Below are 22,989 nucleotides of genomic sequence, written 5' to 3'. Positions count from 1 at the left end.
AGCCTTGAGAGGGCTGAAAGGCAAGGGAATATAGGCCCTTCGGGAGCCCCGGGGGGGAAGAAAGGCCTTGACAAAAACTGTATACTGTATACAATTGACGCCATTTAATATTGTGATCGCTGGAGGCCTTCATTGAAAAAGAAACCGATGGAACATCATCAGACCCTGCGGGAGAAGATCCTCGAGACGATCCGCGAGGCGATTCTCCGGGGGGCCCTGAAGCCGGGCGAGAAGGTGGCCGAACCAGAGCTGGCCGAGCGCTTCGGCATCAGTCGCACTCCCATTCGCGAGGCCTTCCGCCAGCTCGAGTCGGAAGGTTACTTGACCGTTATTCCCCGCAAAGGGGCCGTCGTGACTTCCCTCTCCGAGCGGGACGTGGAGGAGTTCTACGCCATCAAGAGCATTCTCGAGGGCTATGCCGCCCGCATGGCCGCCGAGAATATGAGTGAGAAGGAGGTTGAGCGTCTCGAGACCATCAACGACCGTCTGGAGCAGCTGGCTCTTGACGGGGACGTCAAGACCTTCTTCAGGGTGCACAACGAATTCCACGAACTGTTCATCCGTGCCGCCGGCAACGAGAAGCTCGAGGAACTCATCAACCAGTTGATGATGAAGTTCAACCGCCTGCGTATGGCCTCCCTTTCCCTGCCCGGGCGGATGCAGATCTCGGTTCAGGAGCACCGCAAGATCATCGAGGCTTTCAAGAGCCACCACGGCGACAAGGCCGACAACCTGGTGCGCAAGACCGCCGCCATCGGCGGCCAGGTGCTGATCCAGAGCATGGCCCAGCAGGAGGGGCGCGATGTTGAGAAATCGGTCCTGCGGCGGTCCGTGGATGTCTGAGGGACGCAACGCATAGATGCAAACCGTACGACCGGCGCCCCCTCCCGAGCGGGCGCCGGTCGTTTGCTTTCCGGAGGCCCGTTTGAGCTGGCCCCTGTTTGCATTCCTGACCGCCTTTTTCGAGTCCGGCAAGGACGTTTTCGCCAAGCTTTGCCTGCAGAGGTGCGACGAATACCTGGTGGCCTGGGCCTGGCGCCTGCTGGCCCTTCCTTTTCTCCTTCCTCTGATTCCGGTGGTCGGCGTCCCCCCTCTGGGGGCTCCCTTCTGGGGCGCGCTGTTGGTCAGCGGGGGCCTCAACGTGGTGACCGCGGTCCTTTATGTCCGGGCCATCAGGCTATCCGACCTTTCACTCACCGTTCCCATGGTCGCCCTCACCCCCCTGTTCCTTCTGCTGTCCTCCCCCCTGATCCTGGGCGAGTTTCCTGGGCCGGTCGGCTTGGCCGGGGTTCTGCTGATCGTGGCCGGCTCCTACCTGCTGTATCTCGGGCAGCGCAGCCGGGGGGTGCTGGCCCCCCTCCGGGCCCTGCTCGGCGATTCGGGCCCACGCCTGATGCTCTTGGTCGCCCTGTTGTGGAGCATCACCGCCAATGTCGACAAGATCGGCCTGCGCCACTCCTCTACGACGTTCTGGGCTCTGGCTGTCAATCTCTTCATCGCATGCGCCATGCTCCCCCTCGTGCTGAGGCGCCGGGGCGCACTGGCAGGCATGGGAGGAAGTTTCGCCCCCCTGTTGGGCCTCGGTTTCTGCGGGGCCATGACCTCCCTGTGCCAGATGACCGCGATCAGCATGGCCCTGGTTCCCTACGTGATTTCCATCAAGCGAACCAGCACCGTGCTGAGTGTGCTCTGGGGGCATTTTCTGTTCGGCGAGCAGGGCTTTCGTGAGCGTCTGGCCGGAACCTGCATTATGGTCGCCGGGGCCGTTATGATAACTCTTGGCCAGGGGAGGTAAGGTTTGATATAAAAGCCTTGATTTCGAATATAATGGACGCATGGGACCCGGAGCCGTATTGGCCCGCCGAAGGCACAGGGGTGAAACGAATAAAGCCGCTGGAGGGAAGGGCATGAACGAAAAGCGCCATGAAAGCCGGTTCAAGGAAAGGGTGCAGGTTCGTTACGGCGAACAGCGCCCGGTCAAGATCGGGTTCACCGACGATCTTTCTCCGAAGGGGTTTTTCATCAAGACGGCCACGATCTTTGCCCCCAAGACCGAGCTGAAGATCGATCTGTGCCTGCCCGGGGGCGAGACGGTCAGCCTGGAGGGGACGGTGCGCTGGGCCAAGCGGACCTCCCCGGACCGCATTCGCCTCGGCCAGAAGGGGGGGATGGGGATTCACGTTTCCCGCTTTGTCTCCGGGGAAGAGGAATACCTCAGGCACTGTGCCGAAATCCAGGCGAAGCGCATGGGATGATTTCCGGCCGACCCAAAGGGGCAATCGGCAAAAAAAAGAGGCCCGCAACGGGCCTCTTTTTTCGCCCGCGAGGGGCGAGAGGTGGGAGACAGGTCATTCCCACTTGATGGCCTCCACCGGGCAGGCGTCGTCGCAAGCGCCGCAGTCGGTGCAGGCGTCCTGGTCGATGGCATGCACTTCGCCGGTATCGCTGATGGCGTCCACCGGGCAGACGTCGGCGCAGGCTCCGCAGTTGGTGCAGTCGTCGGTGATGTAGTGAGTGCCCATGTTCTCCTCCTTGCGTGGTTTGGTGTAAACGTGAACAAGCATAGCGGTTCCTGAGGGTTTGTCCAGTCGGAGGCACGCCTGCTTTTTCCCTCCGCGGTTTTTGCCCCTGGCGCCTTCGGTCCTGACAAATCGCGTCCGGGATGGTACCTTTTTAACAACCCATTCCGATGGAAGGAGCCCGTTCATGGCGAAGAAGATTTTCGTGGCTGCCACGGGGCAGAACACCGGCAAGACCACCACCAGCCTTTCATTGCTTCACCTGGCCCGGAAAAAATACGGGCGCATCGGCTTCATCAAGCCGATCGGTCCGAAGGTCATCGAGCTTTACGGTCTCCGGGTGGACAAGGACCCGGCCCTGATGTCCCAGGTCTACGGCCTGGAGGAGAAGCTGGCGCTCATGTCTCCGGTGGTGCTGGGATCCGGCACCACCAAGAAGGTGCTGCGCGGCGAGATCAATCCCCAGGAACTTGAGGACAAGGTCCTCTCGGCGGTGGCGGCCCTGGAGCGGGAGTGCGACCTGCTCGTCATCGAGGGGGCGGGGCACAGCGGCGTCGGATCGGTGATCGGGCTGAGCAACGCCCGTATCGCCCGCCTCGTCGATGCCCCGGTCATGCTGATCACCGGAGGCGGGATCGGCAACGTGGTCGACGCGGTGGCGATGAACCTCGCCCTCTACCGCCAGGAAGGGGCGGAGATCCGGCTCATCGTCTCCAACAAGATCATCCCGGAGAAGCGCGAGGAGACCCTTCGTTACCTGAAGCTCGCCTTCGAACCGATGGGGCTGACGTTGCTGGGGGGGTTCAACTACCAGCCGATCCTGGCCAACCCGACCCTGCGCCGTATTTCCAAGATTCTTGAGTTGCCGATCCAGGGCAGCGCAGTGGAGGACATGCGCATCGTCAACCATGTGCAGATCGGGGCCCCTTCCACCCAGCGAGTGGTCGATCTGCTGCAGGAGTCGACTCTTCTGCTGGTGACCAGCTCCCGGGACGAACTCCTGGTGACCCTGGCCAACCTCTATACCATGCCCGAGTACAAGAGCAAAATCGCCGGCCTGATCATTCCCGGCGTGGCACCCGTCTCCCGGATCACCCAACAGATTCTCGACCGCAGCGCCATCCCCTACATGCGCACCACCCGCACCACCGCCGACCTTTTTTTGACCATCAACGACGACGTCTCCAAGCTCTCCGCCGAGGACACCCAGAAGATCGCCCTGATCCAGGAACTCGCCGAAAAGCGCTTCGACTTTGAGGAGGTCGACCGGCTCTTCTCCTGAGGCCCGTTCGTCCTTCGACCCGCCGGAATGACGAAGGCGCCGAGATTGCAATCTCGGCGCCTTCGTCGTTCTGTTGTGAAACTGTTGTGCGGTGCGCCTTCGGGGGGTTAAAAACGCATCTCCGCAAGAGTGCCCAGGGCGAAATCCGGTCCGGAGTCGAACAGGCCTGCAGAGACATAGGGGGCCAGGCGCACCTGGCCGGCAATCAGGACGTTGGCGCCCAGGAGAAGGTCGAGGACGTTGGCCGTGGTGCCCTCGTGGGCCTCTTCGCCGCCGAGTTCAACGTTGATGGTCACGGCCCTGTCGACCGGGTAGGCGTATCCGAGGCCGTAGCTGAAATAGTGGTTGTCATCCAGATTCCCGCCCTGCACCGTATAGCCGATTTCGCCGTACAGAAGACCCCCCTCAATCCGTCGCTGCAGCGCAAGGTCGGCGAACAGGTCGAGTCCGTCGCTCGGGTAGGGGTAGACGTCTTCGTCGCCGAACAGGATCAGGCCGGCCCGCAGGGCGGCATATTCATTGACCTGCATCTTGCCGAACAGGGAGAGCCCCTCCAGGCCCGAATCGTCCGGTGCGCCGGCCCCTTCGCCGTCGTTTGAGGAGAATCCGAGACTGCCGCCGACCTCCAGTCCCGGGGCCAGGCCGTAGCGCACCCCGAGCGGGGCGAGGCGAACGTTGTCGTATTCGCGGCGCTGCCATTCCCGGTCCATCTCGAAGGCCAGCCCCGCTTCGAGGGCCACCTGGCCCAGGGGAACCACGGCGGCGCTTTCGATTTTCACCGGACGCACGGTGCCCGGAACCGCCTGGGCGAGAACCGTCGAAGCGCTCAGCAGGGTCAGCAGCAGGGTACAGAAAAGCGTTTTCCTCAAAGTCATGGCAAACTCTCCTTTCGAACGTTGGCGGGGTGAAGCCCCCCCGGTCGTGACAGACCACCACATTAGGGCCATCCAAATGATTGGTAGCTTAGCCGATTTGAAATCGAGGGTCCAGAAGAACCGCTCAGAAGGCTTTCGTTTCTGGAGGAGAACAGAGAGCCCCGCCGATCGGGGCTGACGGGGGTGCCGGGGCCGCCCCGGGGATGGGGGTCCTTTCCCCCCGTTTCGGTAGACCGTCCCAACGTTTCACGTGCAAGGGGCGCTAGGGGGCCCTGTTTCCCGTTTCCTGCAAAAGGAGCGACCGGGGGAGCCCCTTCCGGTCCGGGAAAAGGGATCGGGAGCTCATCCGCTGTCCCCTCAAGGGATCAACTAGTTAATAATATTGCGAAACCGTCTTGACCGGTTAAGCTTGTTAATGTCAGGGATCTGCCGGACGGTAGGGATCCCCCGGTCTTCTTTTCGGCGCTGCGAAAGGGCCGTCTATGCATGTCTTCCTCCTTGCCGCAGGCGTCCTGCTGGTTTTCATGACGGCGGTTTTTGTCCTCGCCCTGTGTCTTCGGGACAACAGCATCGTCGACGTCGCCTACGGCCTCGCCTTTGTGCTGGCCAGCTGGAGCGCCTACCTCTTCTTCGGAGAGGGGCATCCCCGGCAGGTCCTCGTTCTGCTCCTCGTGACGGTTTGGGGGGCGCGCCTGGCGGCCCACATCTTTCTGCGCAAGCGCGGGGAGGGGGAGGACTTCCGCTACCGGAAGTGGAGACAGGAGTGGGGCGACTCCTTCGTCTGGCGCAGCTACCTGCAGATCTTCCTTCTCCAGGGGGGGGTGGTCCTGGTCGTCGCCCTCCCTGTCCTGACCGTCATCGACCGCTCCGGCGGGCCGCTCGGCCCCCTCGACCTGCTCGGAGTGCTGGTCTGGATCCTCGGCTTCGGCTTCGAGGCGGTCGGCGACTGGCAGCTCCTCCGCTTCAAGGGGGACCCCGTCAACCGGGGCCATGTAATCCAGACCGGCCTGTGGCGCTATACCCGGCACCCGAATTACTTCGGCGAGGCGACCCTGTGGTGGGGGCTGTTCCTGATCGCCCTCGGCGCCCCTTGGGGGTGGGCCGCCCTTCTCAGCCCGGCCCTGATCGCCTTTTTGCTGCTGAAGGTCTCCGGGATCCCGATGCTCGAGGCCAAGTACGAGGGGAATCCCGAGTTCGAGGCGTACCGGGAGCGGACAAACGCGTTCTTCCCCTGGTTTCCCAGGCGATAAGGGGGTCTGAGGGTGATGGCGGAGAGGCTCGAGCGAGGACAGAAAGTAGCCGTCGTCGGCGGAGGGGTGGCCGGCATCGTCGCCGCGTACCTGCTGCAGGGGCTGCACGAGGTCACCCTCTTCGAGGCGAACGGCTACCTCGGCGGGCACACCCACACCGTCGAGATCCCCGACGGACCCGACGCGGGGCTCGCCGTCGACACCGGTTTTATCGTCCTCAACGATGCGACCTATCCCCTCTTTCAGAGATTCCTGGCCCGGCTCGGGGTGGCGACCCGCGTCTCCGAGATGTCCTTCGGCTTTCATTGCCGGCAGACCGGCCTGGTCTACGCCGGGACCGATCTCAATGGCCTCTTCGCCCAGAGGCGCAACCTGGTCAGCCCGGCCTTCTACCGTTTCCTTCTGGAGATCGCCCGCTTCTGCAAAAAGGCCCGGCTGGACCTGGGCCGGGGGGCCGTGCCGCAGGTGACCCTCGGCCGGTACCTGGAGGACGGCCGCTTCTCCCCGTTCATGGCCGAAAACTACCTGGTGCCGATGGGCGCCGCGATCTGGTCGACGCCCGCCCTTCGGGTCGCCGACTTTCCCGCCGAGCCGTTCCTGCGCTTCTTTCAAAACCACGGACTGCTCTCCTTTCGCAACCGCCCGGACTGGAGAACCGTGGTCGGCGGCAGCCACGCCTACGTCAAGGCGTTCCTCCGCGGTTTCGGGGGCTCCGTTCACCTCCGGAGGCCGGTGCGGAAGGTGACCCGGGAGCCCGGAGGGGTCCGGCTCGCCCTTGCCGGCGGCGAGACGGCCTTCTTCGACCAGGCCGTCATCGCCACCCACGCCGACCAGGCCCTGCGCCTGCTGGGCGACCCGAGCGAGACGGAGCGGCGCCTCCTCTCGCCCTGGCGCTACCAGAGGAACCGCACCGTTCTGCACACCGACGCCTCCCTGCTGCCCCGGCAGCGGCGGGCGCGGGCCGCCTGGAACTTTTCCCGGGAGGCTGGCGCCGCCGGCGAGCGGCCGGTCTTCGTGACCTACGACATGAACCGCCTCCAGGGGCTCTCGGCGCAGAGGGACTACTGCGTCACCCTGAACCGGGATGCGCCCTTCCGGCCGGAGACGGTGATCGCCGAGATGGACTATCACCACCCCCTCTACACCTTCGAATCGATGGCGACCCAGGCCGAGCTGCCCCGGCTGGGCGGAAGGCGGCGGACCTGGTACTGCGGCAGCTACTTCGGCTACGGCTTCCACGAGGACGCGGTCCGGGCCGGGGCGGCGGTGGGGCAGGCCTTCGGGGGGGAGCTATGAACTCGAGGATCTACCTCGGCGAGGTCAGCCACGCCCGGCTCTCCCCGGTCCGGCACCGCTTCGCCTACCCCCTCTACTTCTACGCCCTCGACCTGGACGAGCTCGCCGCGCTCGACCGCGCCAGCCCCCTCTTCGGCTACAACCGGCGGCGTCCGGTCGCGGTCCACGACCGCGACTACCTCCGTCCCGGCGAGGCCCCGATCCGGGAGAAGCTCGAGGCGGTCCTGAAGGGGGCGGGGCTCGACGCCCCGGGGCGGGTCCTCCTGGTGACCGCGGCGCGCTACTTCAACTACGTCTTCAACCCGATCAGCTTCTTCTACTGCCACGACGCCGGGGGCGAGCTGGCCTGCGTCCTGGCCCAGGTCAACAACACCTTCGGCGAGATGCACCTCTACCTCCTCGACGCCCGGGGGGCGGAGATCGACCGGGGCCGGATCGTGTGCCGGGCCGACAAGGCGTTCCACGTCTCCCCCTTCTTCCCCCGCGAGGGCCGCTACGAGTTCCGGCTCAGCCCGCCCGCCGAGACGATCGACAACGCCATCTCCTACTACCTCGGCGGCGAGCTCTCCCTCGTCGCCCGGATCCGCGGCGAGGCCCGGCCCCTGACCCCGGGCGAGCTGGCCCGCACCGTCGCCCGCCACCCCCTCTGCGCCGCGCTGACGGTGCCGAGGATCGTCTGGCAGGCGGCGCGGCTGCACTGGCAAAGGAGGCTCCCCGTGTACCGCAAACCGGTTCCGGCCAGCGCCATGACCGTCCGCCCGGCCCCCCCGGCCCTCCTCGACCGGCTCGGCATGAGGGCCGTCCTCCCGTTCTTCTCCCGCCTGCCCCGGGGCGAGTTGAGGCTGACCCTCCCCGACGGCCGGGAGCACCGCTTCGGCCGGGCCGGGGAGGAGCCGCCGGTCCGCCTCGACGTCCGGGAATACCGCTTCTTCCGGCGCGCCATGCTCTTCGGGGACATCGGTTTCGGCGAGGCCTATACCGACGGCGACTGGACGAGCACGGACCTGCCCGGCCTGCTGACCCTGCTGGCGGCCAGCGAGCGGGTCATGGACGACCGCAGCATCACCGCCTCGGCGGCCGGCCGGCTGGTCAACTACCTCCGCCACCTGGGGCGGCCCAACACGCTCGGCGGAAGCTCCCGCAACATCCGGGAGCACTACGACCAAAGCAACGCCTTCTTCGCGACCTTCCTCGACCCCTCCCTGACCTACTAGTGCGCCCTCTTCGAGGGGGCGGAGCAGAGCCTGGAGCAGGCCCAGCGCAACAAGCTGCGGCGGGTGGCCGAAAAGGCCCGGATCACGGCGGCCGACCACGTGCTGGAGATCGGCTGCGGCTGGGGGAGCTTCGCCATCGAGGCGGCGCGCCGGACCGGCTGCCGGGTCACGGGGATCACCGTGTCGCGCCGGCAGCTCGAGCTCGCCCGGCAGCGGGTCCGGGAGGCCGGCCTGGAGGAGCGGGTCGAGATCCGCCTCTGCGACTACCGCCGCATCGAGGGGCGCTACTCGAAGGTCGTCTCGATCGAGATGCTCGAGGCCGTCGGCCACGCCGGGCTCGGTCCCTTCTTCGCCGCCTGCGACCGGGCCCTGGCCCCCGGGGGGCGGGCCGTGGTCCAGGTGATCACCATCCCGGACCGCAAGTACAGGGCCTACCGCGCCAGCTGCGACTGGCTCCGCAAGCACATCTTCCCCGGCGGCCACCTGCCGTTGGTCGGGGCCCTCTCGGCGGCGATGGCGCGCTCCTCGACCCTCAACCTGGCGGGCCTCGAGACCTACGGGAGCGACTACGCCCGGACCCTCGAGATCTGGCGCCGGACTTTCCTGGAGCGACGGGGGGAGGTCCTCGCCCTGGGGTTCGACGAGGCGTTCCTGCGCCAGTGGGAGTACTACCTGTCCTACTGCCAGGCGGGGTTCGCCGCGCAGATCATCGACCTGGCCCAGCTCGTCCTGACCAAGCCGGAGGCCCCCTGAGGGCCTCCCCGGGAAATCCGATGAACCCTCTGGCGGCCAAGATCCTCAACGTCGCCCTTTACCAGGCCGGCTGGTTCTGCTGCGTCCTCGGCGCCGCCTGGGGCCTCCCCGTCTCCGGCGCCCTCGGCGCGGCGCTGCTCGCCGGCGTCCACCTTCTGCTCGCCCGCTCCCGCGGGGCCGAGGCCCTGCGGATGCTCGTCTTCTGCCTGATCGGCGTCACCGTCGACGGGGCCCAGCAGGCCCTCGGCCTCTTCGCTTTTCGGGCCGACCCCGCCTGGCCCTTCTCCCTGCCCCTCTGGGTCTTCGTGATCTGGGCCCAGTTCGCCACCCTCTTCCGTTACGCCCTCCTCTGGCTCTCCGGCCGCTACCTCCTCGCCGGGCTCTTCGGCCTTGTCGGCGGGCCTCTCGCCTACGGGGGGGGCATCCGCCTCGGGGCCGCCGCCTTCGGCGGGGACCCGCTCCTCGGCCTGCTGGCCCTCGGGGCGGTCTGGGCCCTGCTCACCCCCGCCCTGCTCCGGATCAGCGACCGGATCGGTGGGGGGGAGGGGGGATATCGGTGGTTCGGGGGGAGGTGAGGGTCAGGTCAGCCAGCGGCCGACGAGGTAGCTCGCCGAGGCGACGAGAGCGCAGAGGAGCGTGCCCCAGGCGATGTCGACGAGGACGACCCGGAGCGGCCAGTCCCGGAGGGTCGCCAGGTTGGTCAGGTCGTAGGTCGCGTAGGTGAAGAAGCCGAAGAGGGCCCCCCAGAGGGCGGCCCGGGCGACGGAGGGGTCGGCGAGGGCCGGACGGACGGCGAAGAGGATGATGCCGGCGATGTAGATGAAGTAGAAGGCGAGGGCGGCCGGCCAGTTGACCGCCGGGGCGAGGAGGTGGGAGAGGTTCTTCTGGTAGAGGTTCTTGGCGACGACCCCCAGCCAGAGCAGGTCGATGGCGAAAAAGACCGGGATGGTCATCAGGTAGAGCTTGAGGTAGAAAAGCGCGTTCATGGGGCCCCCATTCCGGGTTCCCTATCACTAATACCCCATTCCGATGAAATCGCAACTTCGGGGCGGTGATGACCTACAACGAGCCTTTTGATGCAACGGGTGGCAGTCGGTTGCTGGCCACTCGTTCAGCTGAACGCGCAGGAACTTGACACGGAGTTGTTAAGAAAGTATCTGACCCCTCATCCTTTGTTAAACTTGCATCCTCGTAAAAAGGTGATAAAAGCGAACCTATGTAACCCAGACGAAGCCATTCATATGTGATTGGCGACCAATATGGTGAGGTTTTGATTTAATATCTAAAATATCTTTGTGGCAAGAGGGTAATCTTCAAAAGCTCTCTTACTTTTAATAAGCAAGGAAATGCCGTGTTCAATGATGTTGATGTAATCCGTTGGGATATTACCCGAAAATGCAACCTTGATTGCATACATTGCTACGCGAGTTCTATCAATCGGGGCGGATATTTAGATCTTTCGTTAAGGGCCATACGGGATGTCGCGAAAAAATTATCCGATGCCAATGTGGGTGCAATTGGACTGTTGGGGGGCGAACCGTTCCTACGCAGTGACATTCTGGAGGTTTTCCAGATTTTCAGCGATCTAAATCTGTGCACAACTGTGACAACCAACGGTACCCTGCTAAACTCCAAAATCATTGAAAAGCTGGTTTCCTTGCCCCAACCGACATCAATTACGTTCTCTTTTTCAGGACATAAGGCGGAGATGCACGATTTTGTCCACGGAGCGGGTTCTTTTGACGCCATAATGAAAGCGATACGTGGCCTGAGAAAAGCTCTTGTAGAGAGCAAGTTTGAAAAAAAACTACTGGCCAATTTCATTATTTCAAAGGTCAATTATTTGAATTTAGTGGAAGTTTGCCAGTTTCTTGAAAACGAAGGCTTCGATAAAATTCTGTTTGAGGATGTCGCTTGGGTCGGGAGCGCTTTAGATCATTATGACGATCTCTATGTGGCTCCCAAAGACATTGTGGAATCGATTAGCCACTGTCTTGAGGGAAAAATAAGAGGAGACATTAAGGCGGAACTCAATTTTTTCTGTCTGCCGCCACTGGCCCGTGACTACCTCGCCACCAGAACGGGTTTCCCTCTTGATTCGGGTTATTTTGGTTGTCCTTTGCCAAATGAGGCCTATCTTTCATCAGATGGACATTTGTACCCTTGCCAGCAGATTCATGAGATGGAGGCTTCGGGTAAGGTATGGACAAACCCATGTGAGAATAACGACCTGACCAAGAAAACATTAGCTCAGATCATGACGAGCAAATCCTTCGTAAACGAGAACCAGTTAGCAAACGGTCGACCCTACAAAACAATTCCCCCATGTGATCAATGCAGTTATGTCGAATCTCTCTGCAGGCCATGCATCAGGCATCTGCAAATGAAAACATTGCACCCCTTTGACTTGTGTACCTTTGCTCGCGAGGCAATGGTGTCGACCGGGTAGGTGCTCTTTTCTCACCAACGATAAAGGAGGAAGAAATGGCAGATTTAAAGGACCTTATCAACACCATGCGTAAAGACAAAAAACTCGCAGCGGAAATCCTGTTTTCGCCTGATGTCGTTGCCGAAGCTAAGGCCAAGGGATTCACGTTGAAGACAAAAGACGAAGATTTGCTGAGAGAAACTGCCGCAAAGGTCATGAGTTATGTCGGTGACCAGTTCCGAGTCATGGCCTTTAAATCGGCAGGAGTCAAGACTTTGGGCGGCATCTACGACCCCGAAAGTAGCCCGAACGGATCTGGTTGGTAATAGCGCAGTTAATTGAATAAGAAGGGGGGCGAGGGGTCTGATCTTCCCTTGCCACTTTTTGTCGATGCTTCACCAATAGCACAGTGCTGGTTTTAAGACCGGGCCGAATTCCAGAACCTGACTCCCAATGCCATATCAATCCCAAGAAGAAAGGGGCGCCCANCGGTACTGGATCGCCTCGGCGAGGTGGGCCTGCTCGATGGCCTCGCTGCCGGCGAGGTCGGCGACGGTGCGGGCGACCTTGAGGATGCGGGTGTAGGTGCGGGCGGAGAGGCCGAGGCGGTCGGTGACCGCCTCGAGGAGTTTTTCCCCGCCCTCGTCGAGGGCGCAGAATTTCCGGATGTGGCGGGCTCCCATCTGGGCGTTGCTGTGCAGGCCTTGGTCCTGCAGGCGCTCGCGCTGCACCGCCCGGGCCCCCTCGACCCGGGCGCGAATCGTCTCCGAGGGCTCGGCGTCCTTCGGGTCGGCGAGATCCTTGTGGGCCACTCGCGGCACCTCCACGTGGAGGTCGATGCGGTCGAGCAGAGGGCCGGAGAGGCGCGAGCGGTAGCGCTGGAGCATCGGCGGGGTGCAGGTGCAGGGGTGCTGGGGGTCGCCGAGATAGCCGCAGGGGCAGGGGTTCATCGCCGCCACCATCATGAAGGAGGCGGGGTAGGTGAGGCTCTGGGCGGCGCGGCTGATGGTGACCATGCCGTCCTCGATGGGCTGGCGCAGCATCTCGAGGACGTTCTTCTTGAATTCGTACTGGGAAGTGCTGGTATTGTCCAGTTGAATTTTCAATATTCTTGCGGAATGTTCAATAATCAGCAAAAAGTTTCCATTTTCCATTCTTGTTCGTCGAATTTTTCAGTTCCTTGAATGAATAAGCTCTACTAGGAATTTACATTGCATCAAAAAAGTGTTAGTAATATCTGGCGCTTAGGGGGGGAGCATACTTTTATCCCTCCCTTCGCGAATCCAACAGACATCTAGAAACCCAGCCACAACCTTTGATTGATTTTTGGCCTCTGGCTAGGGGGCGTTTTTATGCACTATGGGCGCACTATTCGAAAAACAAAGAGCGACCCTCTCTAATCGCAGGCGGCGAGAGAGGTTACTGTGAGAATGGCTATCGGAAAAGCTTTGCTTGGAATTGTACAGTGCCTGCCTTTCAGGGTGCAGGTTTTTTATTTGTGGGAAAGGGAGAATCCTATGAAAAAAATCAGTCTCTTACTTCTAGTTGCTCTGTTTGTTCTTCCCATTGTCTCGTTTGCGGATGAACTGGATGATCGGGTGAGGGTTGGCGCCAAAATCTATTTCGACGATGAGTCGGTTATGCAACTGCTGAATAGGGATCATCTCGATATGTCGTCAGGCTATTGGTACGGGACGGTCCAAGCGCAAGCGGAATTCTCTGCACGGACCTTCGGGAACCACCATCCTGTTCTAAAACAACTCGGTATCACCGCCTACGATGCCTCTCAGTACAGTGCCATGTTTATGAATTTCCCCGGCTTTGCCAATCGAGTCACAGTGGCAGAACTTAGGGGTGTGGTTCGGATTGTTGGCGGATTGCTGGAGGGGGATGCGTTCTCTAGGGAACGTTACCGTCTTGGCTATATTTTCTATGCAACAGCAGTTATTGATTCAGTCGGTGATCGCCTCAACCCACACACATTAATTCAGGCCTTAGTCGACAACTATCAAAGGCATCCAAACGGTTATAGCAAGGAGGTTGTCGATTTTTATCGTGCCCTTTTCATGGGAGATGCGATGGGCATGTTGCGGGCTTCTCGCACAGTCGGTCCGAGCCCAGAACAGCTTCTCGCCTACAAAGCCGAGGCAGAGAGCGCTGGCTACCTATAACCGTTCAGAAAACCTGAGTTGAATCACTTTTCGCTTGGTATGTCTTGTTTAAGGTTGCATATTTAATTGGTGAAGTATTTATGTTGAGGGAGATGTCATCCGACAGAATCTTGGCTGAGATATTTGAATAAGGTTCTCTTCGCAATGCCAATTTGACTGCAGACTTCTGCTGCAGACATATTGGAGTTCCGGTACATAATGGTTGCTTGATTAATCTTCTCAGGAGAGATGCGCGGACGACCACCAGTGCGTCCCCTTGCCTTTGCGGCGGCACGCCCTGCTGCCGCCCGTTCAGATTTCAGCTCGCGTTCCATCTGCGCGATTGCCCCCATAATAGAAATGAACGCACGACCCGTCGCTGTTTTCGTATCAATGTTTTCTCTCAGCGAGATAATGGTCACACCCCGAGTTTCAAGTTCTTCGACGATCTGAAGTAGGTGGCGAAGGCTTCTCGACATTCTGCTTAATTCTGTAACGACCAAAGTGTCACCTGCCCGCACATAACCCAAGAGGTCATCCCAGCCTGGCCGACTTTCCTTTGTTCCGCTGATCGTGTCGGAATAAACCTTTTCACAACCGGCACCGTGAAGATCGTCCATTTGTGAATCGAGATTCTGCGTCGGGGTACTAATTCTGGCGTAGCCGATCTTTTTTCCTTCACTCACGTAAGTAGCTCCTTCTTCAATTATGCACAAAAGCAAAATGATACGCATTTTATGCTCTTAGATTTTAGCACTAGTTTATGCACCGATTCTCGGTTGATTTCACTATCAGACGAGTCGCCGAAGACACAGTGCACAAAGTAGGGTTTTGTGCACGCATCTAAAGCGCTCCTTTTCCTGCTGCCCGCCCTTCTCCTAGTCGGAGGGTGGGTGGGGATGCAAATGAGGTTGCTTCTGTAGCATTTGTACCATCTCGCTCAAGGCGGCAATTTTTTCTTGAGCCGCAGCATCTCTACTGAGTTGGACCTCGTTCTCAAGGGCTTCAATCTTCCGACTTTTTCCCTCCAGGGCTTTCTGGGCTGCTGCCAATCTCTCCTGGGTCGCGGCGAGCTGCTGAACCAGATCGAGCCTGACGCCCTCGAATTTCTCTCGTTCCGTCGCCAACTCTTGCTCCAAGGCACCTACCTCGCCTTGGGCCTCAGCTAGGGCACTTTGTACATTGGTGAAGTTTTCGCCCTGAAACTGAAGACTCTCTTCTATATCCCTGACGGCAATCTCGACATTGCGATTGACCAGCGCTTCAGTAGCTTCCTGAAACCACGCAGGGAAATCCACTTTTCGCTGGGCGCTCTTCGCCTTGATTTCTTGAATTTTCTGGTAATGCGTTAGCAATACCCCCATGTCGCCGCCGGTGCTCTCCAGAATCTTTCGCGCAGTCGCCTTAACACCCTGCTTTTCCAGCAATTCCCAAGCTAGTAGAACCTGCTCAAATGTAGGCTTCAGTGCATTATGTTCCATTTTTTTCCTTCCCATCCCGCTCCCTTCCAATGCCTGCCGATAACGGATAACGTTATCGGATGTTATGAAAAACATGCGCCTCACTGCCCTTTAAAACACGACCCATTTTAATTCTCATCCGACCTGCATTCAAGGTTTTATTTAGTGATTTCAATATGTTCCACACCACGTGTGGTATCCATCTAATAAATACAATCACTTGAAGGCAGAGAAAAATAATTCCCGGAGGTCCCGTGAATCGCAGAAGACGCTTGCGCCTTGGACTGCGCAGTATAGATGTCAAACTTTAAGGCAGAGATTCAAGGAGGATGCGGAGTTCTTCGCAACTCTCCGCAGAAAGATGCTTCCACTTATCCCGAGTTTGATCCTTTCTTTTGAGGTAATCACTCAGGAATTTCAAGCGAATGACATTCACATTCAGGGGAGAGAATTTCTTGCTATGATGGAAATCAACATAACAATCAGGAAAGACAAGAGAACCCTGGATGTGAACCTCATCGCGGAGGTTTTGGCGAAGAAAATCCTGCAGATAAAAAAACTTCCTGACAACTTTGTGGACGGGATCACCGCCGGGAAAAGGGCCGCCGCTTAGGGCCAGAACTCGCCGCGGCCAGTCAGCATAACATTTGACGATTCCCCTCTCCGCACGAAATTCAAGAAGGAAAAGCCCACCACCAGAACTCAGGACTGTCGGCCCTATTATCTCCCCATTATTCTCGAACGGCTGAAACACTAGATTGCCAGCATCAACAAGAGCAGAAAATTCATGGGCATACTCGATAGTTGGATCGTCCATATCAGTTCAGACTCCTATCTGGAAAAATCAAAGGTCGGCGTGCGGATATAGAGTCTTAAGAACATCGAAATACTCCTGGTCCAGAAAGGAGGAACTGACGCCTCCCCCCTCTTCAACATTCGGCGGCTTATGATCGAGGCCTTGATCTTGTCGTTTCAATTTAGCCTTGTCTCTATAAGCTTTCTTTCTGATGATTTTGATTGTCGCGACGACCTGCGGTGTAGGCTTAAGATTGAACATTTGTTCAAGGGTATTGCAAAGAAGCCTTATTTTAATTATTCGCTCTGGGTTCAGCATCCGCCCGCCGGTTCCACGTTCAATATCTGAATCCAGATACTGACGATACACCCACCGCTGCCACTTTTCTGATAACTCCGGGCGGTCCAGGATCAACCGTTGGCGCTGCGCCTTGGAATATCTCGATACCTGCTGTCGTATATACCAAGGTCTGGACCAAACTTTCGAGAGACCTTCCAAAAAACGAATATCTCGCCGACAGATCGGCTTTCCAATCAACTGGTCGCGCTGCAATCGAATAAGAACTTTGGTGGTTAGTCCGTATTGCTCGGCAATTCCCTTAAGACTCAAACCCACGGCCAAGTCCATATCGTCATCTGTTTCTAGCTGACTCATTCTCTTGCCTCCACTAATCAGAAAATGTCTACAAGTAGAAATTGGGAACTCAGTGCACATTTCTAGTCAAAAAAGTCTCGATGGAGGACAAATACGATCATCTCTTTCTATCGTCGCAAATACCGTCGCGTGGCGGCTCAGGTTTAGTCAAACGAAAGTGACTAATTCGGCGGCTGCTTAAAAGAGGATGATTATTGTGTTGCGGATAACAAGGAACAAGGCTTTGTTAACAAAGTGGCAGGTGAGAAACAAATAGAGACAGTCAGTAGTCATTCAAATAAGGGTACATTCAGACAGTTTAGTCATGTTCTTGGATGGTTTCATTTGAGTAAGGAAAGGTAAGAATCCGGCACTGACTGCTTTGCTCATTATGGTCATCAGTTCTGTCACAGTCACTAAGATCGAACGGAGGATCTTCATGTGACGTGAACATTGTTCTGATCCGAGCTTTGGCCATCGCCTTTTCTGCACGCGAGGGGTTTTTACCGAGATTGACTTTTATCCTACAAATAGTGTCTAGAGAGATTTTCTTAAAACAACATGCTCCCGCCGCAACCCAGCGGCTGTCCGCTATAGTCTGTGCGATAAACACCATGTCATCATCCCCCAACCCATGGTTGCAAACCAGGCACTTGTTATGTTTTCGGCGAGCCATAAATTTCACATAGGCCGGAGCCTTTTCTAGCAGCATTCAATTTCCTCCACTTTTATAAATCAGTGTAAAATCCTTTAAGATCCAACCCTCCCCCTTGATAGAAGCTCGCGAAAGCAACCTCCGCGTCTTCGGCGGCCTCGCAATAACTGACGTAAGGCTCCGGGGTCTTTGACTGGTTTAATTGAGTAAATGTCTGCCGGGGGATCTTGGAGGGGAGGTCCATCGTCTCAACCGTGATCTCAAGAACGCTTTTAACGAGATTGGCACCCGCGGTTGCTATGGCTGCCGGGTCAAACTTTCCGGCAAAAATTGACAGAGACAACATGGTCAGGATTGCGCTTCGCATCGTAGCCCCTTTCATAGTAAGTCTGGCCATTCAATCTATTAACATTTTATCAATTCCGAGCCGGAAAGTCAAGCATTTTCGTAGTAATTTCAGTAACTTAAGTAATGCCTTCAAGCATATTCCCCAAGAGAAAATGACCGTCTCAGCATTGCGGAAACGGTCATTTTCTTCGTCATGAATTCACCTAACAAACTGTGCCGAAGGCGCGGTTATTGAACACAAGAAAAATGGATGGGCTTAAACTACCCTCGCTATCGGAAGGGAGAGCTACATATGTCCAGATATCTTTCGACAATAAAAGATTGAGGTGATATTATCCTGAGTCATGTTTGGAGGGGCAACACCAAGAAAATACAATTCTTTTTAGCTTTTAAGACAGGTCAGCCGGCAAGATTCTGGCTAGAATTTGTCCTTATAGCGACTTCTCCAAACCAGAAGACATAAATTGCTTATTGCCGTGCGGGCACTGGCATTACGGCATGAAATCTATAAACGATCAATAGGTGATTTTTCATGGCATATCGGATGTCGTTTACCAACGGGAGCCTGTTCTACACGGAGTCTCTGGCTCTGTTAGCTATTTATCGGGAACTCGGTTCCTGGGAAGAGACCAAGGTTGCCTCGAATGAGCGGAACATCCTCCAGTCTAGAAAGAAAAGTTCAGAGACGAGAAATATACGCGAAATTTCTCACAGGCTACGCGAGCTGACAGAAGAACAGCTCGTGCTTCTGAGCGAAGGTGGCCGCACAGAACAACTGCAAATGCTTTGGCTGGCTGCAGCCAAGAGATATCAATTTATCCGGGAGTTCGGCGAAGAAATTGTCCGTGAAAAGTATCTAAAACTCGACTATTTGCTGAGCTACGATGATTTTGACAGTTTTTTCAATGCCAAGGCCGAATGGGATGACGGTCTGGATGGCCTTTCCGAATCGACTCGGAAGAAGATTCGCCAGGTTCTGTTCCGCATGCTTCACGAAGCGGAAATTCTTACGGCTGGAAACATGATTGTCCCGACGATTCTTGGTGCCGAGACAGCCAGGGTGATTCAGGCTGACGACCCGGCCCTTTTTGCAGTTTATCCGATTTCGGATATGGATATTCAGGAGTGGACCCGATGACCACAGGCTATGACCTCCGTCCGCTTGGCGAACAGTTCCAGCACCTGTTTGATCTGATCAGCAGCGAGCGTTTTCTGAGGATGCAGGGGCTGGGGAATGAAGTTCCGTTTTTTATCTGTCCCTTCAAGCCAGGTGACGCGGTTGAGATGGAGAGAATACAGCGCCAGCTCGTCAATAAGTTGTCCCAGCAGGGCATCCAGGTGCTCAACATTAATCTCTATGATCTGGCGGTGGAGATCCTCAAAGAGAATGGTGACTGGGGCTGGTACCTTGAGAATGAAGGGGATATGTCCAAGCAGGATCTGAAAGAGGACCTGCAGGGGATTCTTGATGCGAGGGATTCTTTGATCCCGGCCATTGCCCGTAAAATGCAAGCCGAGACTTTCGACGTTATGTTTCTGGGGGGAGTTGGCGAGGTCTTTCCCTATATCCGGTCACACAATGTGCTGAACAATCTGCAAAGTACCGCCAAGCACAAACCCACAGTCATGTTTTTTCCGGGGGAATATACTCACTCCCTAGAACAAGGGGCCTCGCTCGACCTGTTCGGCCGCCTGCGTGACGACAAATATTACCGGGCATTTAATATCTTCCATTGCGAAGTTTGACGGAGGGAATCGTTCAATGAAGTTACAGACTATTTTCGAGAAAAAGGTCGATCGTCATATCGAAGGTGTCATCAAGGCGGATGACGAAGAGAGCCTGAAGGTTGAAATTGATGAATATGTTCTTACGAATCAGATAATCAAGCGTCTGGATCGATTTCTTGATGCCTATCTGAACTATACGGGCGCTAACGGCGTCTGGCTTTCCGGCTTCTTCGGTTCCGGTAAATCGCACCTGTTAAAGATGCTCGCCCTGCTGCTCGAAAATCGTACGGTTGAAGGCTCTTCGGTTCTGGATCTTTTCCTGTCCAGAAAGGAGATACAGGACGAAGAAATCCTGAAGAAAGACCTGGAACGCGCGGTAACTATCCCTTCCCGCAGCATTCTCTTCAATATCGACCAGAAGGCCGATGTTATCAGCAAAACCGAGATCGATGCACTGCTTTCGGTGTTCGTCAAGGTCTTTGACGAGGCCTGCGGCTACTATGGCAAGCAAGGTTATGTCGCCCAGCTCGAACGGGAACTGGATGAAGCCGGAAAGCTGGACGATTTCAAAGGTGAGTTTCAATCCGCCAGCGGCAAAGACTGGGAGTTTGGTCGTCAGCGTCTGCAGCGCTTTTCCGAGGCGACGGATCAGGCCTACGGCAAAGCTACAGGCCAGAACACTATTGGTGTCCTGTCCAAGTACAAGGCTGACTACAAGGTATCCATTGAGGATTTCGCCGAACAGGTCAACGATTACGTCAATCGGCAAGGGAAGGATTTTCGGCTCAATTTCTTCGTCGACGAAGTCGGGCAGTATATCGCCGAAAACACCAAGCTGATGACCAACCTTCAGACCATTGCCGAAAGTCTGGCGACCAAGAGCCGTGGCCGTGCCTGGATCATCGTCACCGCACAGCAGGATATGGATGCGGTGGTCGGTGAAATGGGCCAGCAGCAGGGGAACGATTTTTCCAAGATCATGGCGCGTTTCGCTACCAAGATGAGTCTGACCAGTGCCAATGTCGATGAAGTGATTCAGAAGCGGCTGCTGCTGAAAAACGAGGCGGGCGTTGGCTTGCTCTCAGACCTTTATCATCAGCAGGAAAACAATCTCAAGACCCTGTTCGACTTTGCCGATGGGGCCAAGCACTATAAGAATTTCAAGGATCGTGAGCATTTCATTCGTTGCTATCCTTTTATTCCCTACCAGTTCACCCTTTTTCAGGTCGCTATCCAGAGCTTGTCAAATCACAGTGCCTTTGAAGGCAAGCACAGCTCGGTCGGCGAACGGTCGATGCTGGGGGTCTTTCAGCAGGTGGCCGTACATATATCCTACTGCGGCGTCGGCGATCTGGCCACTTTCGATCTCATGTTCGAGGGCCTGCGCTCATCGATCAAATCGCAGATCCAGCAGGCGGTCATTATCGCCGAGAAAAACCTCGACAATCAGTTCGCGATCAAGTTGCTCAAAGCACTCTTTCTGGTCAAATACGTCAAGGATTACAAGGCCACCATCCGCAACCTTTGTGTTCTGATGCTCGACAGCTTCGACCGCGACCTGTCCGACCTGCGCAAAGAGGTCGAAGGGGCCTTAAATCTTCTTGAGCAACAGACCTATATTCAACGCAACGGTGAAGAGTACGAATTCCTGACTGATGATGAAAAGGATGTCGAGCAGGAGATCAAGAACACCGCAGTTGAGCCAGCGGATATTGCCGGTGAACTCGCCAAGGTTGTCTTCGACCAGGTTCTCAGAAGTAAAAAGATTCGGTATGACGACAATGGTCAGGACTATGCGTTCTCTCGCAAACTGGATGACCAGCTCCACGGCCGCGAGTCGGAGCTAGGAATCCATGTCATCAGCCCTTTCCATGACCATGCAGGCAAAGAAGAGATCGTGCGCATGCAGTCCATGGGACGAGATGAACTTCTGGTTGTCATGAATCCGGACGAACGTCTGATCCGCGACCTGATGATGTACAAGCGCACCGAAAAGTACGTGCGCCAGAATGTCTCGGTCACCCAGCAGGACGCCATCAAGAAGATTCTGACCGAGAAGTCATTCCAGAACCAGGAGCGCTATCGCGATCTGCAGCAGCGCGTTAAAACCCAGCTTGGAAAAGCACGCCTTTTTGTGAACGGAGAAGAGATCGAACAGGGGGGCGAAGAACCGATCGGGCGTATCACCAAAGGATTCTACCGCCTGATCCAGGCGGTTTATCCCAACCTGCGCATGCTGCGTGGTGTGACTTATTCTGAAAGTGATATCAACGGTTTTCTACAGCAGGGGGAAGCCGGTCTGTTCGCCGATGACAAAGCGACGGTTAGTGAGGCCGAGCAGGAGATCCTTGCTTTCATTCAGACCAACAACCAGGGTGGTGTTCGTACCAGCCTCAAGTCTTTGATCGAACGTTTCGAGAAAAAACCTTACGGCTGGTACCAGGCTTCTATTCTCTGCATTACCGCCAAGCTTTCCGCCCGTGGCAAGATCGAAGTAAGAAATGACAGCGACGTTCTTGAAGATGCCACCCTGGAGCGGGCGCTGAAAAACAGTCACGGATATCCTCAGGTATTGATCACACCACAGCTCGCATTCAGTGCCGGTCAGGTGCGCCTACTCAAGGATTTCTTCTCCGATTTCTTCGATTCCCCTGCAACGAGCGGCGAGGCCAAGGCTCTAGCCAAGGAGACCGGCGAAGCTTTTCAGAAACTGCAGACGGAGCTTGCTCAGCTCGCAAGCCATATTAAGGAGTATCCCTTCCTGGCCGCGCTTGGTGAACCCCGTGAACGCATTCAGGAGATTGCCGGCAAACCCTATACCTTCTATCTGGCCGATCTCGGCAAAGTCGAGGACTCCCTTCTCGACCTGAAGGAGCAGGTGCTCGATCCGATCCGCCAGTTCATGAGTGGTTCTAAAAAGGAACTGTACAACCAGGCTCGGCAGTTTCTGCAGGCTCAAGAAGCTAATTTCGCCTACGTCGGTGGTGACAAGGGGCAGAAAATTCGCGAGCTGCTGGAAAGCTCTGACTGTTACAAGGGGAATACCATCCAGCAGGTCAAAACGCAGGTTGAGTCCCTTGGGCAGGAAATCTTCGCCCAGGTTCAGGAAGAGCGTAACAGGGCGATGGAAACGGTTCAGGGTCTGCGTGATCAGCTTGAGGCCATGTCCGAGTACCGGCAGTTGAGCGAAGATCAGCAGCAGCAACTGGGCCAGCCGTTCGAGACCTTTCTCCGCGATAGCGAAGGTCAGCCGCTGATCGCCGTTCTGCGTGAAAGCGCAAGCCGCTTCAAAACCGTTACCTATCCTCAACTACTCAACCGGATGACAACCTTCCTTGAACCTCCCCAGCCAGCGGGCGAGTACGAGGAGACCGGCGAACACGACGACGAACAACCGGGTGTTAAGGAGCCGCCACCGGTGCAGTTTGTGTCCAGCAGCACCCTGCCGATCTGTTTCGCTAAAAGCTGTCTGAGCGATTCTCAAGATGTCGAAGAATATCTTGATGCATTCCGCAAAGTTCTGCTGCAGGAAATAGAGGCTGGTAAGCGTGTCACCATTTAATTGGCATCCGAGCCAGTTTGTTCTACGGAGTATTGAATTG

The 22,989-nt window shown here is 57.0% G+C and carries 24 protein-coding genes and 1 pseudogene; 15 read left to right on the top strand and 10 right to left on the bottom strand.

The genetic code is table 11. The features are described from left to right. Positions 1-147 precede the first annotated feature (147 nt). The 3 genes from C0617_RS12550 (at position 148) to C0617_RS12540 (ending at position 2,255) form a co-directional block, all read left to right on the top strand. Positions 148-843 carry a GntR family transcriptional regulator gene (locus tag C0617_RS12550; RefSeq protein ID WP_298038104.1) on the top strand — a complete coding sequence of 232 codons (696 nt, stop codon included), beginning with the start codon at positions 148-150 and terminating at the stop codon, positions 841-843. Between the two features lie 82 nt (positions 844-925). Beyond that, positions 926-1,795 (top strand): EamA family transporter, encoded by an 870-nt coding sequence (locus C0617_RS12545; protein WP_291317374.1) that lies wholly within the window; start codon positions 926-928, stop codon positions 1,793-1,795. A gap of 112 nt (positions 1,796-1,907) precedes the next feature. Continuing rightward, on the top strand, positions 1,908-2,255 hold the full coding sequence (locus C0617_RS12540) for a PilZ domain-containing protein (RefSeq protein WP_291317373.1): 348 nt from the start codon (positions 1,908-1,910) through the stop codon (positions 2,253-2,255). A gap of 93 nt (positions 2,256-2,348) precedes the next feature. Here the strand turns inward: C0617_RS12540 and C0617_RS12535 are convergent, their stop codons facing one another. After that, a complete protein-coding gene (locus C0617_RS12535) occupies positions 2,349-2,522 on the bottom strand; it encodes a 4Fe-4S binding protein (protein WP_291317372.1) in 174 nt (57 codons plus the stop codon). A 184-nt stretch (positions 2,523-2,706) separates the two neighbouring features. Between C0617_RS12535 and C0617_RS12530 the strand changes: the two genes are divergently transcribed. Next, positions 2,707-3,801, top strand: coding sequence for an AAA family ATPase (locus C0617_RS12530; RefSeq protein WP_291317371.1), 1,095 nt, complete (start codon positions 2,707-2,709; stop codon positions 3,799-3,801). A gap of 107 nt (positions 3,802-3,908) precedes the next feature. Here C0617_RS12530 and C0617_RS12525 read toward each other — a convergent pair whose 3' ends face one another. After that, entirely contained in the window at positions 3,909-4,676 is a 768-nt protein-coding gene (locus C0617_RS12525) for a hypothetical protein (RefSeq protein ID WP_291317370.1), read from the bottom strand. 482 nt (positions 4,677-5,158) lie between these two features. Between C0617_RS12525 and C0617_RS12520 the strand changes: the two genes are divergently transcribed. From C0617_RS12520 to C0617_RS12500, 5 genes and pseudogenes are all read left to right on the top strand, one after another. Further along, positions 5,159-5,926 (top strand): DUF1295 domain-containing protein, encoded by a 768-nt coding sequence (locus C0617_RS12520; protein ID WP_291317369.1) that lies wholly within the window; start codon positions 5,159-5,161, stop codon positions 5,924-5,926. A gap of 15 nt (positions 5,927-5,941) precedes the next feature. Further along, positions 5,942-7,222, top strand: a complete 1,281-nt coding sequence (locus C0617_RS12515; protein WP_291317368.1) for an FAD-dependent oxidoreductase — start codon at positions 5,942-5,944, stop codon at positions 7,220-7,222. Continuing rightward, complete coding sequence (locus tag C0617_RS12510) at positions 7,219-8,436, top strand: DUF1365 family protein (RefSeq protein WP_291317367.1); 1,218 nt, start codon at positions 7,219-7,221, stop codon at positions 8,434-8,436. The genes C0617_RS12515 and C0617_RS12510 overlap by 4 nt, the downstream gene beginning before the upstream one ends. A gap of 12 nt (positions 8,437-8,448) precedes the next feature. After that, positions 8,449-9,189 (top strand): annotated as a pseudogene (locus tag C0617_RS12505) (cyclopropane-fatty-acyl-phospholipid synthase family protein); the annotation flags it as partial. 20 nt (positions 9,190-9,209) lie between these two features. Continuing rightward, entirely contained in the window at positions 9,210-9,764 is a 555-nt protein-coding gene (locus tag C0617_RS12500) for a DUF2878 domain-containing protein (RefSeq protein ID WP_291317366.1), read from the top strand. 3 nt (positions 9,765-9,767) lie between these two features. On the opposite strand, the gene C0617_RS12495 is transcribed toward C0617_RS12500, so the two are convergent. Then, positions 9,768-10,175: a DUF2177 family protein gene (locus C0617_RS12495; protein ID WP_291317365.1), complete on the bottom strand. Its 408-nt coding sequence runs from the start codon at positions 10,173-10,175 to the stop codon at positions 9,768-9,770. Positions 10,176-10,540: 365 nt separating this feature from the next. Between C0617_RS12495 and C0617_RS12490 the strand changes: the two genes are divergently transcribed. Then, positions 10,541-11,638, top strand: coding sequence for a radical SAM protein (locus C0617_RS12490; protein ID WP_291317364.1), 1,098 nt, complete (start codon positions 10,541-10,543; stop codon positions 11,636-11,638). A gap of 35 nt (positions 11,639-11,673) precedes the next feature. After that, on the top strand, positions 11,674-11,943 hold the full coding sequence (locus C0617_RS12485) for a hypothetical protein (protein WP_291317363.1): 270 nt from the start codon (positions 11,674-11,676) through the stop codon (positions 11,941-11,943). 163 nt (positions 11,944-12,106) lie between these two features. Here C0617_RS12485 and C0617_RS17165 read toward each other — a convergent pair. After that, positions 12,107-12,771 (bottom strand): ATP-binding protein (locus C0617_RS17165; RefSeq protein ID WP_365889285.1); only part of this gene is annotated, 665 nt, incomplete at its 3' end. Positions 12,772-13,047: 276 nt separating this feature from the next. Here C0617_RS17165 and C0617_RS12480 point away from each other — a divergent pair. Then, the gene (locus tag C0617_RS12480; protein WP_291317362.1) at positions 13,048-13,788 is read left to right on the top strand and encodes a hypothetical protein; all 741 of its coding nucleotides are present in this window, start codon (positions 13,048-13,050) and stop codon (positions 13,786-13,788) included. Between the two features lie 95 nt (positions 13,789-13,883). Here the strand turns inward: C0617_RS12480 and C0617_RS12475 are convergent, their stop codons facing one another. From C0617_RS12475 to C0617_RS12450, 6 genes are all read right to left on the bottom strand, one after another. Next, positions 13,884-14,501 carry a recombinase family protein gene (locus C0617_RS12475; protein WP_291317361.1) on the bottom strand — a complete coding sequence of 206 codons (618 nt, stop codon included), beginning with the start codon at positions 14,499-14,501 and terminating at the stop codon, positions 13,884-13,886. Positions 14,502-14,645: 144 nt separating this feature from the next. Then, entirely contained in the window at positions 14,646-15,248 is a 603-nt protein-coding gene (locus tag C0617_RS12470) for a hypothetical protein (protein WP_291317360.1), read from the bottom strand. Between the two features lie 286 nt (positions 15,249-15,534). Beyond that, positions 15,535-16,044 (bottom strand): hypothetical protein, encoded by a 510-nt coding sequence (locus tag C0617_RS12465; protein WP_291317359.1) that lies wholly within the window; start codon positions 16,042-16,044, stop codon positions 15,535-15,537. 27 nt (positions 16,045-16,071) lie between these two features. Next, positions 16,072-16,677 carry a hypothetical protein gene (locus C0617_RS12460; RefSeq protein WP_291317358.1) on the bottom strand — a complete coding sequence of 202 codons (606 nt, stop codon included), beginning with the start codon at positions 16,675-16,677 and terminating at the stop codon, positions 16,072-16,074. Between the two features lie 298 nt (positions 16,678-16,975). After that, positions 16,976-17,368 (bottom strand): hypothetical protein, encoded by a 393-nt coding sequence (locus C0617_RS12455; RefSeq protein ID WP_291317357.1) that lies wholly within the window; start codon positions 17,366-17,368, stop codon positions 16,976-16,978. Positions 17,369-17,384: 16 nt separating this feature from the next. Further along, complete coding sequence (locus tag C0617_RS12450) at positions 17,385-17,678, bottom strand: hypothetical protein (protein ID WP_291317356.1); 294 nt, start codon at positions 17,676-17,678, stop codon at positions 17,385-17,387. A gap of 513 nt (positions 17,679-18,191) precedes the next feature. On the opposite strand from C0617_RS12450, the gene C0617_RS12445 reads away from it, so the two are divergent. Genes C0617_RS12445 through brxC form a run of 3 tightly spaced genes read left to right on the top strand, consistent with a single transcriptional unit; the run spans position 18,192 to position 22,949 of the window. Further along, complete coding sequence (locus tag C0617_RS12445; protein ID WP_291317355.1) at positions 18,192-18,797, top strand: DUF1819 family protein; 606 nt, start codon at positions 18,192-18,194, stop codon at positions 18,795-18,797. Next, on the top strand, positions 18,794-19,405 hold the full coding sequence (locus C0617_RS12440) for a DUF1788 domain-containing protein (protein ID WP_291317354.1): 612 nt from the start codon (positions 18,794-18,796) through the stop codon (positions 19,403-19,405). The genes C0617_RS12445 and C0617_RS12440 overlap by 4 nt, the downstream gene beginning before the upstream one ends. Positions 19,406-19,421: 16 nt before the next feature. Beyond that, positions 19,422-22,949 carry a BREX system P-loop protein BrxC gene (brxC, locus tag C0617_RS12435; protein ID WP_291317353.1) on the top strand — a complete coding sequence of 1,176 codons (3,528 nt, stop codon included), beginning with the start codon at positions 19,422-19,424 and terminating at the stop codon, positions 22,947-22,949. Positions 22,950-22,989 lie beyond the last annotated feature (40 nt).

The sequence above is a fragment of the Desulfuromonas sp. genome (genome assembly GCF_002868845.1).
Taxonomy (GTDB): domain Bacteria; phylum Desulfobacterota; class Desulfuromonadia; order Desulfuromonadales; family BM501; genus BM501.
Note: the sequence above shows the minus strand (reverse complement) of the source record. Positions and strands in the feature narration are given on the sequence as shown.

Excerpts from the sequence above, each read along its gene's own strand:
- C0617_RS12550 (WP_298038104.1), top strand. The coding sequence starts at position 148 with ATGGAACATCATCAGACCCTGCGGGAGAAGATCCTCGAGACGATCCGC.
- C0617_RS12540 (WP_291317373.1), top strand. The coding sequence starts at position 1,908 with ATGAACGAAAAGCGCCATGAAAGCCGGTTCAAGGAAAGGGTGCAGGTT.
- C0617_RS12535 (WP_291317372.1), bottom strand. The coding sequence starts at position 2,522 with ATGGGCACTCACTACATCACCGACGACTGCACCAACTGCGGAGCCTGC.
- C0617_RS12530 (WP_291317371.1), top strand. The coding sequence starts at position 2,707 with ATGGCGAAGAAGATTTTCGTGGCTGCCACGGGGCAGAACACCGGCAAG.
- C0617_RS12525 (WP_291317370.1), bottom strand. The coding sequence starts at position 4,676 with ATGACTTTGAGGAAAACGCTTTTCTGTACCCTGCTGCTGACCCTGCTG.
- C0617_RS12520 (WP_291317369.1), top strand. The coding sequence starts at position 5,159 with ATGCATGTCTTCCTCCTTGCCGCAGGCGTCCTGCTGGTTTTCATGACG.
- C0617_RS12515 (WP_291317368.1), top strand. The coding sequence starts at position 5,942 with ATGGCGGAGAGGCTCGAGCGAGGACAGAAAGTAGCCGTCGTCGGCGGA.
- C0617_RS12510 (WP_291317367.1), top strand. The coding sequence starts at position 7,219 with ATGAACTCGAGGATCTACCTCGGCGAGGTCAGCCACGCCCGGCTCTCC.
- C0617_RS12500 (WP_291317366.1), top strand. The coding sequence starts at position 9,210 with ATGAACCCTCTGGCGGCCAAGATCCTCAACGTCGCCCTTTACCAGGCC.
- C0617_RS12495 (WP_291317365.1), bottom strand. The coding sequence starts at position 10,175 with ATGAACGCGCTTTTCTACCTCAAGCTCTACCTGATGACCATCCCGGTC.
- C0617_RS12485 (WP_291317363.1), top strand. The coding sequence starts at position 11,674 with ATGGCAGATTTAAAGGACCTTATCAACACCATGCGTAAAGACAAAAAA.
- C0617_RS12480 (WP_291317362.1), top strand. The coding sequence starts at position 13,048 with ATGGCTATCGGAAAAGCTTTGCTTGGAATTGTACAGTGCCTGCCTTTC.
- C0617_RS12475 (WP_291317361.1), bottom strand. The coding sequence starts at position 14,501 with ATGCGTATCATTTTGCTTTTGTGCATAATTGAAGAAGGAGCTACTTAC.
- C0617_RS12470 (WP_291317360.1), bottom strand. The coding sequence starts at position 15,248 with ATGGAACATAATGCACTGAAGCCTACATTTGAGCAGGTTCTACTAGCT.
- C0617_RS12465 (WP_291317359.1), bottom strand. The coding sequence starts at position 16,044 with ATGGACGATCCAACTATCGAGTATGCCCATGAATTTTCTGCTCTTGTT.
- C0617_RS12460 (WP_291317358.1), bottom strand. The coding sequence starts at position 16,677 with ATGAGTCAGCTAGAAACAGATGACGATATGGACTTGGCCGTGGGTTTG.
- C0617_RS12455 (WP_291317357.1), bottom strand. The coding sequence starts at position 17,368 with ATGCTGCTAGAAAAGGCTCCGGCCTATGTGAAATTTATGGCTCGCCGA.
- C0617_RS12450 (WP_291317356.1), bottom strand. The coding sequence starts at position 17,678 with ATGCGAAGCGCAATCCTGACCATGTTGTCTCTGTCAATTTTTGCCGGA.
- C0617_RS12445 (WP_291317355.1), top strand. The coding sequence starts at position 18,192 with ATGGCATATCGGATGTCGTTTACCAACGGGAGCCTGTTCTACACGGAG.
- C0617_RS12440 (WP_291317354.1), top strand. The coding sequence starts at position 18,794 with ATGACCACAGGCTATGACCTCCGTCCGCTTGGCGAACAGTTCCAGCAC.
- brxC (WP_291317353.1), top strand. The coding sequence starts at position 19,422 with ATGAAGTTACAGACTATTTTCGAGAAAAAGGTCGATCGTCATATCGAA.